Consider the following 17661-nt stretch of genomic DNA (forward strand, 5'->3'; position numbering starts at 1 on the left):
CCCAACGCATATGCACAGCAACTTAATGCTGCTTAAACTGGTGTCTACTTTAGTCGGGCCATTCCAGATGAGTTATCTTTAACTAACCGCTTACAGCTTACCGCTGCCCGAAGGGCCCGCTCTTACCATCAAGATCTCTTTAAGACCTTATCCCATCTTAATTTATCCGTATTTTTCCGTGTATTCCGTGGCAGATATATCTTTAGGCTGTGCGCCCTCTTTGCTCTTAACTGAAAGCTTAAAGCTGACCGCTTACGGCTTTCTTTTCTGACCATGACCTTCTGGGTCGATAAGTACCTGTGACCAAGGTAGCCCAGCGTCTCCCATGGTAATAAAGTTGGGGTTAATTAGCGTGTCGCGACAGTTATAGCTTAGTGGCGCCAGATATAAATCTAGAATACGCCCTCCCGCTTCTTCGACTATGCATTGGGTTGCCCCCGTGTCCCACTCACCGGTTGGGCCAATGCGCATATAAATATCGGCTCCCCCCTCGGCGACTAAGCACGACTTTAGCGAGCTCGAACCCAGTGGCACTAGCTGATATTCCACCTCTTTCGTTAAACAGGCCCGCACCCAGTCGACGTTTTGCCGGCGGCTCACGGTAATGCGCAGCTGAGTTAACGGTTTAAGCCCATCATAATGCTTAGATGAAATAGCCTTAGTTTCGCCATTGGCTTCTTTGAAAGCACCATGACCCGCCACCGCATAATAAAGCAGATCATTCACCGGCCCATACACCACGCCCAGCACCGGCTTGCCATATTCAATGAGCGCTATCATGGTAGAGAAATCACCGCTGCCAGCAATAAATTCTTGGGTGCCATCTAACGGGTCAACCAACCAATAGCGCGGCCAGCAGCTACGCTCACTCAGCGAAACATCGCATCCTTCTTCCGACAATACGGGAATATCGGCTATCTCTCGTAACGCCAATTTCAGATACTCATGTGCCGCCAAATCGGCACTGGTTACCGGGCTATTGTCATCTTTGTTTTCGGCTTCGTACTGGCCGCTGTTATATAACGATAGAATAATGCCACCAGACTCTCGGGCAGCGGCTATTACACCAGGTAACAAGGCAGAGATATCCATGTTTACTCCTTTTTATTGAGCCAGTCTTGCAGCAAAAACAAACCACAGATGCTGCGTGCTTCACTGAAGTCGGGCCGGGCCATTAACTGGTCTATTTGATCCAGCGGCCAAGGCACCACATCAAGCGGTTCCGGCTCATCCCCTTCTCTTTGTTCAGGATACAGATCTTGCGCTAATAATATATCCATTCGGCTACCAAAATAACCCGGCGCTAAGCTCACTTGCTTCAAGGGGGTAAGCTGTTTTGCGCCATAACCAATTTCTTCCATCAGCTCTCTATTACCCGCCTCCATAGCATTCTCGCCTGGGTCAATTAAGCCCTTAGGAAACCCCAGCTCATAACTGTGCGTACCGGCAGAATATTCACGGATCAACAAGATAGTATTTTCATCCAACAACGGCACCAACATCACAGAACCACGCCCGCTGTTACGCATTCGCTCATATACCCGCTCTACACCATTACTAAATTTAAGATGTAGTGATTCAACCTTGAATAAACGACTCTCTGCCACCACTTCTGTATGCAGTACTTGAGGTTTTTGTTTGTTATCCAACATATTTCTGTTCCATCTTTTGGCTCAGCCTACCCAGAGATTATCGTAACTTAGCCTAAACGTCTGCCTACAAGTGATGACAAATGCGCTTTACCGCGACCAATTTAAGCCTAAATTATCGGCATCTGGTATGATTAACTTTCAAAATATTTATGAGAGCGAGTGATATGAACGTACCAACGCCCAGCATCCGCCTCGACAAATGGCTGTGGGCCGCCCGCTTTTACAAAACTCGCGGTTTGGCTCGCACCATGATTGATGGCGGCAAAGTGCATTATAATGGCCAGCGCAGCAAGCCCAGCAAAGCGATTGAAGTAGGGGCAATGGTACGTGTTCGCCAAGGAAATGATGAAAAAGAAGTACTCATCCTTGAGCTGTCAGAGCACAGAGGCAAAGCCGAGCAGGCCCAGCAGTTATATCAAGAAACGCCAGAAAGCCTTAAAAAACGCGAACAAAATGCCGAGGCTCGTAAACTCAACAACCAGTTTGCCCCCAGCCCTCAGCGTAAGCCGGATAAAAAAGAACGTCGTTCTTTGCTTAAAATCAAGCAAGGACAAGGGCAAGAATAAGCGAAGTGAGACGCTGCACGCGTTACGCTATACGCAAAGAGAAAGACAAAGTCTTACGTACGGCGTAGAACGTAAGGCGTATAGCGCGAAGTTAAGACTCATATTTAATATGAAACTACAGTGGCCCTAGGCCGAGACAGGATTTTTATGACCCACATAGACACACTCTACCGCTATTTATTCGATAACTATCAAGTAAGAGGCGAGCTGGTCCAGCTGCAACAAAGTTATCAACAAGTACTGGCATCTCAAGCTTATCCGGCTCCCGTGCAACGACTGCTAGGCGAATTGCTTACCGCCACCAGTCTGCTAACCGCCACCCTCAAGTTTGAAGGTCATATTACCGTACAACTACAAGGGGATGGTCCTGTCTCATTGGCGGTCATTAATGGCGATCATCAGCAACAACTGCGAGGCATTGCTCGCTGGGAAGGCGAAGTACCAGACAGCAATAATCTGATAGACGTTGTTGGTAAAGGCTACCTTGCGATTACCATTACTCCTTTTGAGGGTGAGCGCTATCAAGGCATCGTCGAACTGGGTGAACATTCACTGAGCGAAAGCCTAGAAAATTATTTTGCTCAGTCTGAGCAGCTAACCACACGCATCTGGCTATTTACCGACCCACTGCAAGAACAGCCTCGCTGTGCAGGTATGTTGTTGCAGGCGCTGCCTAATGGTCAAGACGGTGACTTTACTCACCTAGAGGCGCTAACCCACACCATTAAAGCCGACGAATTGCTTAACCTAGATGCACATGAAGTCTTATACCGACTCTATCATCAAGACGCGGTGCGGGTATTCGATCCACAGCCCGTAAGCTTTAAGTGCACCTGCTCTCGCGAAAAATGTGAGCACGCGTTATTGCAGTTAGGCCAAGAAGAAGCGCTAGAAGTTGTAAAGGAAGCAGGTAAAATAGAGATGAACTGTGACTATTGTGGTCAGCATTATCACTTTCATGATACAGATGTACTAAATATTTTTAATGAGCCGCCAACAATACACTAGCATTGCACACATAATGAAGGGGTTTCGTACCCCTTTTTAGTTAATTAGCAATGCAAAACTCTAAATTTTGACACCGATCCCCTAAATTCTCCTCATTTACTGCTAACCTGCCGTCATAAATCATAGTGACATCTATGCTTAATCAACCCCTCTCTTTCTGGAGATAACAATGACGTCCAAGGCGCAGCAGTTAGGCCTTTCTGAATACGGTATTCACAATGCGAGTGAGATCCTTCATAACCCTTCTTACGAACAGTTATTTGCTGAAGAAACTCGAGCCGGCTTAACCGGTTATGAAAAGGGTGTCGAAACTTCCCTAGGTGCTGTGGCCGTAGACACCGGTATTTTTACCGGCCGCTCGCCCAAAGATAAATACATAGTGCGCGACGACATTACTCGCGACACGGTTTGGTGGGCCGACCAAGGTAAAAACGACAACAAGGCAATGACTCAGCAGACTTGGACCGCGCTTAAAAGCTTGGTGACGGAGCAGCTATCAGGCAAGCGTCTGTTTGTTATCGATACCTTTTGTGGTGCTAGCCCAGACACCCGCTTAGCGGTACGCTTTGTGACCGAAGTAGCTTGGCAGGCGCATTTTGTCAAAAACATGTTTATTCGCCCAACCGATGCCGAGCTGACCAGCTTTGTACCTGACTTTGTGGTGATGAACGGTGCCAAATGCACTAACCCTAACTGGGAAGAACAAGGCCTAAACAGCGAAAACTTCGTGGCATTTAACCTCACTGAGCGTATCCAGCTCATTGGCGGCACTTGGTACGGCGGCGAGATGAAAAAAGGTATGTTCTCTATGATGAACTACCTACTGCCCCTAAAAGGCATTGCCGCTATGCACTGTTCTGCAAACGTAGGTAAAGACGGCGACGTCGCTGTTTTCTTTGGCCTAAGCGGCACCGGTAAAACCACGCTATCTACCGACTCCGAGCGCGCTTTAATTGGTGACGATGAACACGGTTGGGACGACAACGGCGTGTTTAACTTTGAAGGTGGCTGCTATGCCAAAACCATCAAGTTAAGCAAAGAGAATGAGCCAGAAATTTACGCCGCGATCCGCCGCGATGCCCTGTTAGAAAATGTTACCGTGCGTGCCGACGGTACTATCGATTTTGATGACGGTTCTAAAACCGAGAATACCCGTGTTTCTTATCCTATCTATCACATCGATAACATCGTTAAACCAGTATCTCGTGCCGGTCATGCCAAAAAAGTTATTTTCTTAACCGCGGATGCCTTCGGCGTATTGCCACCGGTTAGTAAGCTGACGCGTGAACAGGCGCAATATCACTTTTTGTCAGGCTTTACCGCCAAATTAGCAGGCACCGAGCGTGGTATTACTGAGCCCACGCCAACTTTTTCTAGCTGTTTTGGCGCCGCTTTTTTAAGCTTGCACCCTACACAGTATGCCGAAGTATTAGCCAAGCGGATGGACGCCGTGGGCGCCGAAGCGTACTTGGTCAATACCGGCTGGAATGGCACCGGCAAGCGCATTTCTATTAAAGCGACCCGCGCCATTATCAATGCCATTTTGGATGGTTCTATTGAAAACGCCGAATTTGTAGAGCTGCCTTACTTTAATGTCGCAGTTCCTACCGACTTAAATGGCGTAGAAGATACGTCCATTTTGGATCCGCGCAATACTTACGCAGACCCAGCCGAGTGGGATAGTAAAGCACATGATCTGGCCACACTTTTTGTCGACAACTTCGATAAGTTTACCGACACCACCGAAGGTAAAGCCCTAGTGGCCGCAGGACCACAACTGTAATTCGATAAGAGCACGTGAGGGGTGAAAGGTGAGGAGTGAAGGGTAAGAAAAGACACTTACTCTTCACCTTACAATCACCTTTACCCCTCACTATTTTCTGGCTGCTCACTGCTCCATTTTTTTAACCAGCCACCAACCTGTTCCGCCGGCATAGGTTGAGAAATACCATAGCCCTGCACATACCGACAGCCCAGTTGCTGCAATCGAACCCCCTGCTCAATTTCCTCTACGCCTTCGGCTGTTACCGTCATTTTTAATGCTGCTGCCAATTGGATCACGCTTTCCACCATACTCACATCGTGAGCATTAGAGAGTAGGTCACTAATAAAGCTGCGGTCTATTTTTAGCGTATTAACCGGCAACTGATTAAGGTGGCTAAGCGAGGAGTAGCCGGTGCCAAAGTTATCCAATGACACACATATTCCCAACTGACGACAACGCTGTAATACCGCAACGGCTGCATTAATATCAGCCAAAACGGCGGTTTCTTGAAACTCTAGGTCCAACAAAGACGGTAAAGCCAAGGGATATCGAGCTAATAAATGGCTCAGCTCGTCACTAAAATTAGAATGCATTAGCTGGCCGCGACTGACGTTGAAACTCACCTTAAATGCTAACCCTTGCTGGCTCCATAGCGTCATTTGACTCAGCACTTGCTCAATAACCCACATGCCCAGCTCAAACTCCATATGACTACCGATAATAACGGGCAAAAACTCTCCTGGCATTACTATGCCACGCTCGGGATCGTGCCAGCGTAGCAAAGCTTCCATACCAACAACTTGTCGTTCAAAAAGATCAATAGCTGGCTGGTAATGCAGCAAAAATTCACCTTGGCGAAACGCCTTCATCATCCGCGCTAATTGCAGCTGTCGACCCTGTTCTTGCAAATGAAGGGCGGCATCAAAAAACACATGAGTATTTTTACCCTGTCTTTTGGCCTGATACATAGCTTGATCGGCATAGCGCAGCAGTAGTTCTGCATCTGTGCCATCTTGCGGATATAAAGCAACACCAATACTGGCAGACACCCTAACGCTTTGCCCATCCAGCTCAACCGGCTCATTAATCATGCTTTGTACTCTAGTCAGTATCTCATCGCACTCTAGGCTGCTGTGCAGCTCGGTAAACAACAGCGCAAACTCGTCGCCACCTAGGCGAGCCATGGCATCGCAGCTACGCGTAATCTTTCCTAAACGGCGGCTTACTTCAATTAACAACCGATCTCCGGCCGCATGCCCCAAGTTATCGTTAACGGACTTAAAGCCATCTAAATCGAGATAACACACCGCAAGCAGGCCCTTGTTACGCACCGCCGAAGCAATGGCGCGCTCTAATAGCTCACCAAACAGCAGCCGGTTAGGTACCCCTGTCAATACATCGTGGCAGGCTTGATGCTTCAACTCGGCTTCATGGTCTTTTAAATAAGTAATATCGGAGAACACCGCAACATAATTCAGTACTTTTTCTTGTTCGTCTTTTACTACAGAAATAGCCAACAATAAAGAATACGTTTCGCCATTTTTACGCCGACCCGATAACTCTCCCTGCCAATGCTCTTGTGATTTAAAGTGTTGGCATAGCTCATTGTATAAACCATCATCGGAATTAACATGTTGCAACAAGTTGGGGTGACGGCCCATCACTTCATCGGACACATAACCGGTAATACGCGTAAAGGCCGGGTTGATGTGAGTAATGCAATGGTCAAGATCTGTAATCATGATGCCGTCGTAGCTTGACTCAAATACGCTGGCTGCCAAACGCTGTCGATTAGTTATTTCTTTCTGTTCGCTAACGTCATGCCCCACACACAGCATGTCGCCATTGGGCAGCATAATATTGGCCCACAGAGTAGTCAGTTTGTTGCCTTCCCGATCGATGGGCCGCCACTCTTTAAACTCAGAGCTATTATGGTCATTAAAGGTAGCGACTACCCGATGCTGATCGGCTAGGTCGGGATAAAACAAACTGAGCGGGGTCGGGTGCTGTGTTATCTCTTCGGCAGTCCAGCCAAAAACATGCTCGCATTCATTATTCCAGAGGATACAGCGCCCTTCGGCGTTAAAGGCATTAATAGGGATAGGTACATTACTAAAAAGCACCTTAAGACGATTCAGCAACCGGCGCGAAGAACCATCTCGTTTGCGTTGTCGAGCCTTGTGATTGCCTTCATGCCAGAGCAAGGCCCCATGCTCCGCCATGGTATCCAGCAACAGCTTTTGCGGTGGCAACAACGCCGGCACCTGAGTTTGATATTTAAGTAGTAATAAGCCTGTGAGCACACCGCGTGTTATCGGTATCGCTAGATAGCTTTTATTCGCATGAAGAGCCACACCGTTAATCGCGCAGTAAAATACCTGTTGTTGCCAAACAGTTTGATAATCGGCCAACGACCATCTAGGTAACAAAGGCCAGCCCGGCCCCATTGCCAGCAAGGGCGTCTGGTCATCGTTTTGAAAAAAAAAGAAACAGGCAGCCTGTGCATCAGCACAATGAGCCGCCTGTTCGCACAGCTGATACCAGCCATTACTGTCTTGAGCAATAATGTCTGACATGGCGAGTTCTGAATCATCCTGATTATGTTGCCGTCGCATATCCATGCTCATAGTACTCATCGCTTTTATCAGTGAGCCAAACAGACCAGCTTTATATACTGACTATAGCTGCCTCACGCCAAGGACAAACCATAATCATAGAACAGCTTCATCATTTTTGTCGTCAGACTCAGCTAACTGCCAGCATTCTTTAGCCACTTCAAAGAAACCCTTAGCTAACACACTGGCCTGAGCATCATTGCGCATCACCAGTGCGCCAATTCTTGCCATGGCGGGCAATGCCAGCGGCCGAGTTTCAACGCCAGACAGCTCGGTAAATAAGACGCTGCCGGTGGGGATCAGTGCACACCCTAGGCCGGAGTGCACCGCGCGCATCAAACGATACACCGAGTTTGAGGACAACACCGGCTGCAATGTAATACCTTGTTGGGCAAACATGGTGTCGAGATAACGGCGAAAATACATACCTGCTTTAGGTAAGCATAAGGGGAGCTCCGCCAAGTCTGCCGCTGTAGGTACCTCTGGAATCCGCGTTTGCCAGCTTGGCCCAAATGCAACGGCAACCCCCTGCTCGGGTAGCGCGAGGCTATTCAGCTTTGCTAGTTCTTCGGCTTCAAAGAAACCACCTCCAATATCTAGACTGTTGTCCTCTAGCCCCTGCAAAATATCATCGGCGGTCATATCGTTGATCTCAAAAGTTAAATTTGGATAACGCTGATGCAGTCGCGCCAATATTGGACTTAAATCCATGCAGCTAAGAGGCACTAATCCTAAGCGTACTGTACCGGTGAGGCTGCCTTTCATGGCCTCAACCTCCAGCTTGAGGTTGTGGTAATGGCTCAACAGCACTCGAGCCTGAGCCAACACTCGTTCACCTTCTGGCGTAAAGCCTTCAAATTGCTTGCCGCGTCGGATCAATAATACGCCCAGTTCAGTTTCGAGTTGCTTGAGGCGCATCGATAGCGTGGGCTGAGTAATATGACAGGTCTCTGCCGCCCGGCCAAAATGGCGCTCTTGTGCCAAGGCACAAAGATAATTCAGCTGCTTAAGATCCATGATCGCCTCGGCTGTACATCAATAAAAAAGATGATTGATATGTAAATTGATAAATAATATCTATCTTACTATCAATTCTTTCAATTAGATCCCCTTTGTTTGGCTGTTTACACTGACTTTACTGCTTATTTACTAGGTTGAGGTTGAGCTCAGCATGACGTTATGCCTGCCGGTTTACCTTCACCTAGCGCGCCAACAAGCCTCACGCGTTTATTACACTTCATTAGTTGAGCTTTGCCATGACCAAAAAAATTAAACCTTATCAAGGACCGGCCGGAGGCTGGGGTGCCTTATCTTCCACTACGCGTTTCGTTTTTGGCAGTAAACAACCGGCGGCAAACATTCGTAACTTGTTGCGAGCCAACAAAGTTAAGGGCTTCGACTGCCCAGGGTGTGCCTGGGGTGATGAACCGGGTAAGCATTTTTCTTTTTGTGAAAACGGCGCCAAGGCCATCAGCTGGGAAGCCACCAAAAAACGGGTGACACCCGCCTTTTTTGAGCAACATTCGCTAAGCCACCTGCAACGTCAAAGCGATTATTTTCTTGAATATCAAGGCCGCCTTGAGCAACCAATGGTTCTCAATCGGGCCACCGATCGTTATCAGCCAATCTCGTGGCATGATGCTTTTTCCTTGATCGCTCGCCACGTGCAGGCACTGGAGCATCCAGATCAATTAGAGCTGTATACCTCGGGCCGCGCCAGCAACGAAGCGGCCTATCTTTATCAATTATTTGGCCGTAGCTTTGGCACTAATAACTTTCCCGACTGCTCCAACCTTTGCCACGAAGCCAGTGGGGTTGCGCTAACGCAAGCCATTGGTGTGGGTAAAGGCACCGTCACACTAAAAGACTTCGACCAAGCCGATGCCATTTTCGTGTTCGGCCAGAATCCAGGCACCAATCATCCGCGCATGCTGCACAGCCTGCGCAACGCCGCCCGCAATGGCGCAGCCATCGTCAGCTTTAATAATCTAAAAGAAAGAGGATTAGAGCGATTTGCCGATCCGCAAAGCCCCGTTGAGATGCTCACTCCCAAAGACTCGCGCATTTCTAGCCATTACTTTTGTCCACGCCTCGGCGGTGATATGGCGGCTGTGCGCGGCATGGTCAAGCAGTTACTGGCGTGGGATACCGCGGCTTTGGCTGAAGGTAAAGCAGGCGTCTTCGACCGCGTCTTTATTGCCGAGCAAACACAAGGCCTAGATGCCTATTTAGCTCAGGTGGATGCTACGCCGTGGGAGAAAATAACGGAGCAGTCGGGCCTAAGTCAGGCGCAAATTACTCAGGCGGCAACAGTGTATGCGGGCGCCAAACGGGTGATCATTACCTGGGCCATGGGCATTACCCAACATAAGCATTCGGTGGCCACCATTCGTGAGATAACCAACTTACAGCTGTTATGTGGCCAATTGGGCAAAGCGGGTGCGGGTTTGTGCCCAGTGCGCGGCCACAGCAACGTACAAGGTAATAGAACCGTAGGTATTAATGAGCAACCCAGCGCCGCCTTTTTAGACAGAATAGAGCAGCACTTTAACCATCCGATGCCACGCCAGCCTGGGCATAATGCGGTCGCCGCTATTCAGGCGATGCTAGACGGCCAATCAAAAGTGTTTATCGCGCTCGGTGGCAATATTGCCGCCGCCGCGCCAGACACTCATGCCACCGCCCGAGCCCTAGCTAACTGCGAGCTAACAGTACAAATTAGTACCAAGCTTAATCGCAGCCACCTAATGGCCGGCAAAGAGGCGCTGATTTTGCCCTGCCTTGGGCGCACCGAGCAAGATATGCAAGGCGATGTCTCCCAATTTATTACCGTGGAAGACTCGTTCAGCATGGTGCATGCCTCTGAAGGTGTGGGCAAACCCAACAGCCCACAACAACGCTCAGAAACCGCCATCGTCGCCGGTATTGCCCAAGCAACCTTAGGCAATACACCGGTGGACTGGTTAGCATTGTCACAAGATTATAATTTAATTCGTGACCATATTGCCGCCACCCTACCGGGCTTTGAAGGCTTTAATGAACGGCTAACACAACCCGGCGGTTTTTATTTAGACAACAGTGCCGCCCGTTATCAGTGGCAAACTCACAACGGCAAGGCCAATTTTGGTGCCGATATTCTACCTGCTAGCCTGATCCCCGAAGCCATTACCGCCAAGGCACAGGGCATGCTGTCTACTCTGCAAACGCTGCGCTCTCACGACCAATACAACACCACAATTTATGGTATGGACGACCGTTATCGCGGCGTTTATGGCCAGCGCATGGTGGTGTTTATGCACCCAGACGAAATAAAGCGCCGCGGGCTAAAAGAAGGCGACTGGGTAGAGTTGAGCACCGTTTGGCTAGATGATGTAGAACGTAAAGTCAGCGGCTTCAAGGTGGTGGCCTATGACATCCCGCCTGGCAATGTGGCGGCCTATTACCCAGAAACCAATCCGTTAGTACCGCTGCACAGCGTGGGGGACGGTAGTGATACGCCAACTTCTAAGTCCATTCCAATTCTGATCACCAAGCAAGCAGCAGAGCGTATTCTTTAAGCAGTCACAAGGGTCGAATATAACTCCGCCTTGCTCTAAGCTGATATAACTAGCGCATAACGTAAGAATAGGAGTCTGTAACATGATCAAGCATGCTTTATTAACGACCGCTATTTTAGCAACCGCTATTAGCGGCTCTGTCTTAGCAAACGAGATGAATATCGCGATTCATAACGTTGACGACCAAGGCACCACTACCGAGCTTGGCACGATCCACGTCACTGAAACAGAGTTTGGTCTGTTATTTGCGCCTGATTTATCTGAGTTAGCGTCTGGTATCCATGGCTTTCATATTCATGAACATCCCGATTGCGGCCCTAAAACCAATGATGATGGCAAAGTGGTACCAGCAGGAGCGGCAGGCAGTCACTTTGACCCTGAGAATACCGGCATACATTTAGGCCCTTATAACGCCAAAGGTCATCTGGGTGATTTACCGGCACTGTATGTGGATGCCGATGGCCATGCTAATTATCCCGTGTTGGCGCCAAAGTTAGAAAAGCTGACGCAAATTCAAGGCCGCGCCATTATGATCCACGCCGGTGGCGACAACCACAGTGACGACCCAGCACCATTAGGTGGCGGCGGTGCCCGTATGGCCTGTGGGGTGATTAAGTAATAGCCCTTCGGGCAGCCGTAAGCTTGAAGCCATAAGCTGTCAGTTAAAGAAAGGGCCAAGCTAAACCAAAATACCCCGCCTACCGTTAGGTGTTTGGCTCTTACGCCTCACCTCTCTCCACTTTCAGCCATAAAAAAGAGCACCTCAGGTGCTCTTTTTTAACGGCCTAACCGTGATGATTATCTGCATATTGCTAAGGCTTGTGGCCCAGATCTCAGCCTAACATTCGATTAAATGCGGCCTTTGTGAGGCTTACCGATAAGGTAAATCGGCTTGCAACAGACTCCGAGGATATCGGTCTGTTTGTCTCCAGAAGATGGAACTATAGTAGCGCTTTACTTGGGGCGAGTGATTGCGAATAAAAGACTAAATTGATCTTTTTAAGCAACAACTAACCTTATAATATGCAAAAAATGAACAATAATTTCTTATTTTGTTCTTTCATTAGAAACTATCTAAATCTGACTGCCCTAGTCCAAATACATTGGCTCCTACAGAGTCGGTCATGACTCCGGCCGATTGTCTGTAACCGACTGAACATTTCGGTAAACTACTCGCCTGATATTGAACTCTAGGGTCTGTTACGTCCCGAAACCATCTGAATATACAAGGACAATAAAAGATGTCATCAAGCGGCAAGCGTGATTTTTTTGAAGGGGTAAGAGATTTGCTGCCGATGGTACCAGGGGTATTGCCTTTCGGGCTCATTGCCGGGGCCAATGGCACCAGCCTCGGATTCAGTCCCGAGATGACCATTGGCATGACATTGCTGTTTTTTGCCGGTTCGGCACAGCTGGCGGCCTATCAGTTAATTCAGGAACAGGCATTACCGGCGGTCATTATCTTCACCGCGCTGATGGTGAATATTCGCTTCCTTATCTACAGCGCCACCTTCGCCCCGCTGCTGCACTCATTGAAGACCCGCCACAAATGGCCTCTGGTATACCTGATCAGCGATCAGGCCTATGGGTTGTGTGCGACTCGCTTTACGCCTGAACAGAGTGACAGGGAGAAGCTTTATTATTTCGCCGGTACGGCAGTGGCGCTGGCGGTAAGCTGGGTTGGCTCTGTCATCCTCGGCTTGCTGGTTGGCGAGCAAATACCGGCCGAGTGGTCACTGGAGTTCGCCATTCCCCTGGCATTCATCGCCATGCTGGTATCGAGTATCCGTAACCGGGCATCGCTGATCACGGCGGTGTTTTCGGCTTTGGTGGCAACCAGCCTGATCCAGCTTCCCTATAACCTGGGCTTTATTGCGGCCATTATCGGCGGTACCACTATCGGCCTGATTGCCAGCTCTTTCATCACCAAACTCAGCCTGAAGGCACAAAGGGAAAACAATGAATAACCTGACACTCTGGTTGATATTTATCGCCGTCTGCATCGGCACCTTCGCCATTCGGCTGTCGTTCGTGCATCTCCATGGCAGGGGAAGCTTCAATATTGGCAAGCACCAGACCACATTGCAGCTGTTGGCCCCCGCCGTACTGGCCGCGCTGTCCATCCCTGCCATTATATTTCAGGATAAAGCCACGCTGGATTCGGTGAGCATCGCGCAGATAACGGCGGCTCTGGTCACGGCCATACTGGCCTGGGCTTTCAAGGGGGTCTTCTGGCCCTTGTGTCTGGGTATGATCACCTTCTGGATTATGAAGTTTTATAACTTCTAAGCAATGCTGCACAACAGGTGCGGTTTTGTCGTCATTCTCGCACGCATGTGAAGGAAGCCACGACGCCGTGTCCAAACGCCAGAAACACCAAAGCCAGCCTTTACGGCTGGCTTTTTGTGCTCTGCATTAGGCATATGGTAATCATCTACTGGGTCAACCACTGTTGCCTTAATCGCGGCGTGTTAAAACATTGAAACATGCAGGGTTCACTTTGCCACTAAGTAGCTTTCAATCGCAGTAGCCCATCAGAACGTTTTACCAGCAATGCCAGTTCCTGCTTTAACAACTGGCTGAACTCCTCAGTGGCCCGAGATCGTGCCCTGTGTGCCGGATACAAAAGGTGATAGGAAAACGACACCCAGGGTTCGAAGGGACGAAACACCAGATTAGTAGATGAAAAATGTAGGGCGGTAATCGGGTCGACCAGCGCCACCCCCGAGCCCGCATCAACAAAGGAACAAGCCACGTGCGACAGCTGAGTATCGAACACCAGCTGTCGGCTGACCTTGGCCTGGTCAAACACTTCGTCCACCTTGTAGCGTACGCTTTGCTCCGGGCCCATTGAAATAAAAGGCTGATCCCGCAAATCCTCCGGCACTATTACTGCCTTGTCTGCCAGCGGATGACTCGCCGGCAGGGCACAGACCAGGGCCGCATCTCCAAGCACCTCCACCGCCAGCGCCGGATCGGCCACATTAGTGGCGCCGATACCAACATCGAAATGCTGAGTCGCTATCCAGTCGGCCACCTGCTGGGAGCTGCGCACCTGCAGCGTCATATTCACCCCCTGGTGGTGCCGACTGAACTGCTGCATCACCCGCGGCAGAAAGCCTAACGCAATAGCCGGCATGGCCGCCACTTTGAGGCTGCCACGCTGAAAGTCGCGCAATTCTTCCGCCATGGTCGCCAGTCGCTCGATACCGACGAAAGAGCGCTCAACCTCTTCATACAGCAACAGAGCTTCGGGGGTCGGCGCCAATCGCTTGTGATGGCGCTCGAACAGCTTGATCTGTACCGACGCCTCAAAGTCACTGAGCAACCGGCTCACGGCAGGCTGCGAAATGTAGAGCTGCTCTGCCGCTCCCGTGGTCGTGCCGGCGATCATCACTGCCCGAAATGCTTCCACCTGCCGGTAACTTAACTTTGCCATCACTTGTCTCTCTGAATATTGTCACGATATAAGAATAACATTACGTTATGCAAAGGCTAATTAAAACGATTGGTTGTTATGATTTTGTAAATGTAATATGAACAACAGGTAGAAATGATGCAGAACATCAACTCTACAAGTGAACCGAACAAATACATGGACATGGACAAGGAAAAGGACATGGAAACGGTATTCAAATACACACTGACCCTGCTGATCACTACGGTGGCCGGATTTCAGGCCGTGCAGGTGATTTCGCGCTACGTGTTTGAGACTCCCATGATGGGGTTGGAAGAAATGGCGTTAATTCCCACCATGTGGCTTTACATGCTGGGAGCAGTTAATGCTTCCCGGGAAGATACTCAAATTCGCGCTAATGTGCTGGATGTCTTTCTCAAAACAGATAGAGCACGTCTCTGGCTGGTAGTGATTTCCGAAACCATCAGTTTGATCATATCCAGTTGGCTGACTTGGTGGGCTTGGGATTATTTCAAGTATGCCAATCGAGTCTGGAAGGAGAGCCCAACCCTCTACATTCCCACCATCATCTATGAAGCCGCCCTGTTTATGGGTCTGGTAGTGATGACCCTCTATGGGGCTTGGCATCTTCTGAAACACCTACGAACACTGTTGGCCAGCGGTGAAGCCCACCGGGTCGATACCATCCGCGAGCCGGCCGAAGTAACCGAGTTCAAACTGCTCACGGAAGAACAGAAGGGAGAGAAGTTCCATGATTGAAATCGCGATTCTGGCCTTTGCCGTACTGGTGATTCTACTCACCATCGGCGTGCCACTGCCCTATTGCTTTGGCGGCGGCCTGATGGTGATGAGCCTAGCAGGTGGCGCCACCATGAAAGGCACCATGTTGTGGGGCTTTAGCCAGTTGGCCACCCCCGTGCTGCTAGCCGTCCCGCTATTTGTATTTGCCGGCACCTTGATGAGTGTTAGCGGCATAGCCGGCAGCTTGCTCAAGTTCGTCAACATATTTGTCGGTCGGGTGCGTGGCGGCCTCGGTGTGGTGGCCACGATCAGCTGCGCTATCATAGGCGCCATTTCTGGCAGCGGCCTTACCGGCATCGCCGCCGTAGGCCCACTACTTATCCCAGAGATGGAGCGTCAGGGCTACCCTCGCGCCTATGCCACCGCGCTAATCGCCAACTCCTCAATTCTAGGTCTGCTGATCCCGCCCAGCGTCACCATGATCGTCTACGGCTGGGTTACTGAAACCTCGATTTTGGCCAGCTTCCTCGCCACTCTTGGCCCGGGCCTGCTGATCATGCTCAACTTCTCCCTGGTCAACTTGGTCATGGCACGTAAGTTTCCGCTGGTAATGAACGATCCAAAGCCTTTCCACGAGGCCATTCGCGAAGGCGCCGCCCGCACCGTGCACGCCCTGCCCGCATTGCTGATGCCAGTAATCATACTGGGTGGTATCTACGGCGGCATCATGACCCCGACCGAAGCCGCGGCTATCTCAGTTATTTATGCTATCCCGGTAGGATTCATGATTTATAAAGGGCTGACCTGGCGTACCTTTATCGAGTCCGGTAAAGAATCCGCCACCGCAGTCGGCGCCATACTGATCATGGTGCTGTTCAGTCTGATGCTAAGCCAGATCTACGTGATGGAAGACATTCCTCAAGCGTTGGTGGATGCCATCTTCGAGATTACTGACAACAAAGTACTGCTGTTGATCATGGTCAACGTGTTTTTGTTCCTGATCGGCATGGTAGTCAACGATGTTACCGCCATCATACTAACTGCGCCCTTGCTGCTGCCACTGATGTCTGCCCTAGGTGTCACCCCCATCCAGTTTGCCGCCATTATGGGCGTCAACACTGCCATGGGCGGTGTAACCCCGCCCTATGCCAGCATTCTCTACATGGGTGCTCGCATCGGCAAGGTGCAGTTCACCCAATTAATCAAACCAGCCATGATACTGCTGCTGTTCGGCTACCTGCCGGTAGTGGTACTGGTCTCGGTATGGCCCGATTTATCTGAATATATTCCAGCCCTGTTTGGCTATTAATCACCAAGGAGAACACCATGCAAAAACGGATTGAATACAGCACCCTGGCCAAGAGTATATTGTTATCACTAGCCCTCGTCGGCACCGCCGTTGAGGCCGCGACCCTCAAAATTTCTCATGTACGGCCCCAAGGGACCGCCATCGACTTGGATGTGCGCCAGCTGTCCGACGAGCTAAAGGCCGCCACCGATGGCGACCTCAAACTCAAGGTCTATCCGGCCAACGCCCTCGGCGACTATACGGTAGTGCAGGAGCGGGTCAGCTTGGGCGCTATCGACATGGCGGTACAGCCGCCCTCTGCCGGTGCCGACAAGCGCTTCCAAGTCATCTACATGCCCTACATGGTAAAAAACTGGAACGATGCCCGCGAGGCCTACACCCCGGGTTCACCGCTGCGTAACACTATCGACGAGCTATATCAGGCCCAGGATATCAAGGTGCTGGCCGCTTGGCCCGTATACTTCGGTGGTATCGCTCTTAACCGAGAAGTGGATCAGGTCACAGATCCAGTGCACGACAAAGGCGTAAAGCTGCGGGTACCGCCAATGAAATCGTTCCAACTGCTAGCCGACAATACCGGCTTTATCGGCTCGCCTCTTCCCTTCTCTGAAGCCTTTACTGCGGTGCAAACCGGGGTGGTGGACGGTGTAATGGGCTCGGGTGCCGAGGGCTACTACGCCTCTTTCCGCGATGTTACCAAGTCTTATGTTCCACTCAACACCCACTTCGAGGTGTGGTTCCTGCAGATCAATGCCGAGCGTTATGCGGATCTGGATGACGACGAGCGCGCCGCTCTGGATCAGGCCGCCCAAGCCTTTGAAAAACGCCGCTGGGAGAAAGCTCAGGCCGAGCAGACTTCTTACGAGCAGCGTCTGGCCGATGCTGGCGCCACCATAGTTGAAGTCACCGATGCCAACATCGACGCCTATGCCGACGTCGCTCGGGAACAGATCTGGCCCGAGATCATGAAAGACATCGGTCAGGACTGGGCCGAGCAAGTTCTGAATCCATTCAAGTAAATCAATCGGGC

The 17661-nt window shown here is 50.4% G+C and carries 15 protein-coding genes; 10 read left to right on the forward strand and 5 right to left on the reverse strand.

Annotated elements, in window-relative coordinates; genetic code table 11:
• Positions 1–252: 252 nt before the first annotated feature.
• Entirely contained in the window at positions 253–1092 is an 840-nt protein-coding gene (gene cysQ / locus ACFQ1C_RS10970; protein ID WP_379558655.1) for a 3'(2'),5'-bisphosphate nucleotidase CysQ, read from the reverse strand.
• Between the two features lie 2 nt (positions 1093–1094).
• Positions 1095–1652: an ADP compounds hydrolase NudE gene (gene nudE / locus ACFQ1C_RS10975; protein WP_379558656.1), complete on the reverse strand. Its 558-nt coding sequence runs from the start codon at positions 1650–1652 to the stop codon at positions 1095–1097.
• 164 nt (positions 1653–1816) lie between these two features.
• Between nudE and hslR the strand changes: the two genes are divergently transcribed.
• The 3 genes from hslR (at position 1817) to pckA (ending at position 5009) form a co-directional block, all read left to right on the forward strand.
• On the forward strand, positions 1817–2218 hold the full coding sequence (gene hslR, locus ACFQ1C_RS10980; protein WP_379558657.1) for a ribosome-associated heat shock protein Hsp15: 402 nt from the start codon (positions 1817–1819) through the stop codon (positions 2216–2218).
• A gap of 147 nt (positions 2219–2365) precedes the next feature.
• A complete protein-coding gene (gene hslO / locus ACFQ1C_RS10985) occupies positions 2366–3226 on the forward strand; it encodes an Hsp33 family molecular chaperone HslO (protein WP_379558658.1) in 861 nt (286 codons plus the stop codon).
• A gap of 169 nt (positions 3227–3395) precedes the next feature.
• On the forward strand, positions 3396–5009 hold the full coding sequence (gene pckA / locus ACFQ1C_RS10990) for a phosphoenolpyruvate carboxykinase (ATP) (protein WP_379558659.1): 1614 nt from the start codon (positions 3396–3398) through the stop codon (positions 5007–5009).
• Positions 5010–5089: 80 nt separating this feature from the next.
• Here pckA and ACFQ1C_RS10995 read toward each other — a convergent pair whose 3' ends face one another.
• Positions 5090–7618 carry a sensor domain-containing protein gene (locus ACFQ1C_RS10995; protein WP_379558660.1) on the reverse strand — a complete coding sequence of 843 codons (2529 nt, stop codon included), beginning with the start codon at positions 7616–7618 and terminating at the stop codon, positions 5090–5092.
• A gap of 84 nt (positions 7619–7702) precedes the next feature.
• Complete coding sequence (locus ACFQ1C_RS11000; RefSeq protein WP_379558661.1) at positions 7703–8623, reverse strand: LysR family transcriptional regulator; 921 nt, start codon at positions 8621–8623, stop codon at positions 7703–7705.
• A gap of 239 nt (positions 8624–8862) precedes the next feature.
• Between ACFQ1C_RS11000 and ACFQ1C_RS11005 the strand changes: the two genes are divergently transcribed.
• The 4 genes from ACFQ1C_RS11005 (at position 8863) to ACFQ1C_RS11020 (ending at position 13452) form a co-directional block, all read left to right on the forward strand.
• Complete coding sequence (locus ACFQ1C_RS11005) at positions 8863–11163, forward strand: FdhF/YdeP family oxidoreductase (RefSeq protein WP_379558662.1); 2301 nt, start codon at positions 8863–8865, stop codon at positions 11161–11163.
• An 82-nt stretch (positions 11164–11245) separates the two neighbouring features.
• Positions 11246–11782 carry a superoxide dismutase [Cu-Zn] SodC gene (gene sodC, locus ACFQ1C_RS11010; RefSeq protein ID WP_379558663.1) on the forward strand — a complete coding sequence of 179 codons (537 nt, stop codon included), beginning with the start codon at positions 11246–11248 and terminating at the stop codon, positions 11780–11782.
• A gap of 622 nt (positions 11783–12404) precedes the next feature.
• Entirely contained in the window at positions 12405–13130 is a 726-nt protein-coding gene (locus ACFQ1C_RS11015) for an AzlC family ABC transporter permease (RefSeq protein ID WP_379558664.1), read from the forward strand.
• A complete protein-coding gene (locus tag ACFQ1C_RS11020) occupies positions 13123–13452 on the forward strand; it encodes an AzlD domain-containing protein (protein ID WP_379558665.1) in 330 nt (109 codons plus the stop codon). The genes ACFQ1C_RS11015 and ACFQ1C_RS11020 overlap by 8 nt, the downstream gene beginning before the upstream one ends.
• Before the next feature lie 217 nt (positions 13453–13669).
• Here the strand turns inward: ACFQ1C_RS11020 and ACFQ1C_RS11025 are convergent, their stop codons facing one another.
• Entirely contained in the window at positions 13670–14578 is a 909-nt protein-coding gene (locus ACFQ1C_RS11025) for a LysR substrate-binding domain-containing protein (RefSeq protein ID WP_379558666.1), read from the reverse strand.
• 138 nt (positions 14579–14716) lie between these two features.
• On the opposite strand from ACFQ1C_RS11025, the gene ACFQ1C_RS11030 reads away from it, so the two are divergent.
• The 3 genes from ACFQ1C_RS11030 to dctP are packed head-to-tail and all read left to right on the forward strand — an operon-like array spanning position 14717 to position 17650.
• Positions 14717–15340, forward strand: coding sequence for a TRAP transporter small permease (locus ACFQ1C_RS11030; RefSeq protein ID WP_379558667.1), 624 nt, complete (start codon positions 14717–14719; stop codon positions 15338–15340).
• Positions 15333–16631, forward strand: coding sequence for a TRAP transporter large permease (locus ACFQ1C_RS11035; RefSeq protein WP_379558668.1), 1299 nt, complete (start codon positions 15333–15335; stop codon positions 16629–16631). Before ACFQ1C_RS11030 ends, ACFQ1C_RS11035 begins: the two co-directional genes overlap by 8 nt.
• 17 nt (positions 16632–16648) lie before the next feature.
• Positions 16649–17650, forward strand: coding sequence for a TRAP transporter substrate-binding protein DctP (dctP, locus tag ACFQ1C_RS11040; protein ID WP_379558669.1), 1002 nt, complete (start codon positions 16649–16651; stop codon positions 17648–17650).
• The last annotated feature ends 11 nt before the right edge of the window (positions 17651–17661 follow it).

Origin of the sequence: Oceanisphaera ostreae (assembly GCF_042676125.1) — a bacterium.
Taxonomy (GTDB): Bacteria; Pseudomonadota; Gammaproteobacteria; order Enterobacterales; family Aeromonadaceae; genus Oceanimonas; species Oceanimonas ostreae.

Bases quoted from the DNA above. Each gene is read 5' to 3' on its own strand.
- nudE (WP_379558656.1), bottom strand. From the start codon at position 1,652: ATGTTGGATAACAAACAAAAACCTCAAGTACTGCATACAGAAGTGGTG.
- hslO (WP_379558658.1), top strand. From the start codon at position 2,366: ATGACCCACATAGACACACTCTACCGCTATTTATTCGATAACTATCAA.
- ACFQ1C_RS11000 (WP_379558661.1), bottom strand. From the start codon at position 8,623: ATGGATCTTAAGCAGCTGAATTATCTTTGTGCCTTGGCACAAGAGCGC.
- cysQ (WP_379558655.1), bottom strand. From the start codon at position 1,092: ATGGATATCTCTGCCTTGTTACCTGGTGTAATAGCCGCTGCCCGAGAG.
- ACFQ1C_RS11030 (WP_379558667.1), top strand. From the start codon at position 14,717: ATGATGCAGAACATCAACTCTACAAGTGAACCGAACAAATACATGGAC.
- ACFQ1C_RS10995 (WP_379558660.1), bottom strand. From the start codon at position 7,618: ATGAGCATGGATATGCGACGGCAACATAATCAGGATGATTCAGAACTC.
- pckA (WP_379558659.1), top strand. From the start codon at position 3,396: ATGACGTCCAAGGCGCAGCAGTTAGGCCTTTCTGAATACGGTATTCAC.
- hslR (WP_379558657.1), top strand. From the start codon at position 1,817: ATGAACGTACCAACGCCCAGCATCCGCCTCGACAAATGGCTGTGGGCC.
- dctP (WP_379558669.1), top strand. From the start codon at position 16,649: ATGCAAAAACGGATTGAATACAGCACCCTGGCCAAGAGTATATTGTTA.
- ACFQ1C_RS11005 (WP_379558662.1), top strand. From the start codon at position 8,863: ATGACCAAAAAAATTAAACCTTATCAAGGACCGGCCGGAGGCTGGGGT.
- ACFQ1C_RS11035 (WP_379558668.1), top strand. From the start codon at position 15,333: ATGATTGAAATCGCGATTCTGGCCTTTGCCGTACTGGTGATTCTACTC.
- ACFQ1C_RS11015 (WP_379558664.1), top strand. From the start codon at position 12,405: ATGTCATCAAGCGGCAAGCGTGATTTTTTTGAAGGGGTAAGAGATTTG.
- sodC (WP_379558663.1), top strand. From the start codon at position 11,246: ATGATCAAGCATGCTTTATTAACGACCGCTATTTTAGCAACCGCTATT.
- ACFQ1C_RS11020 (WP_379558665.1), top strand. From the start codon at position 13,123: ATGAATAACCTGACACTCTGGTTGATATTTATCGCCGTCTGCATCGGC.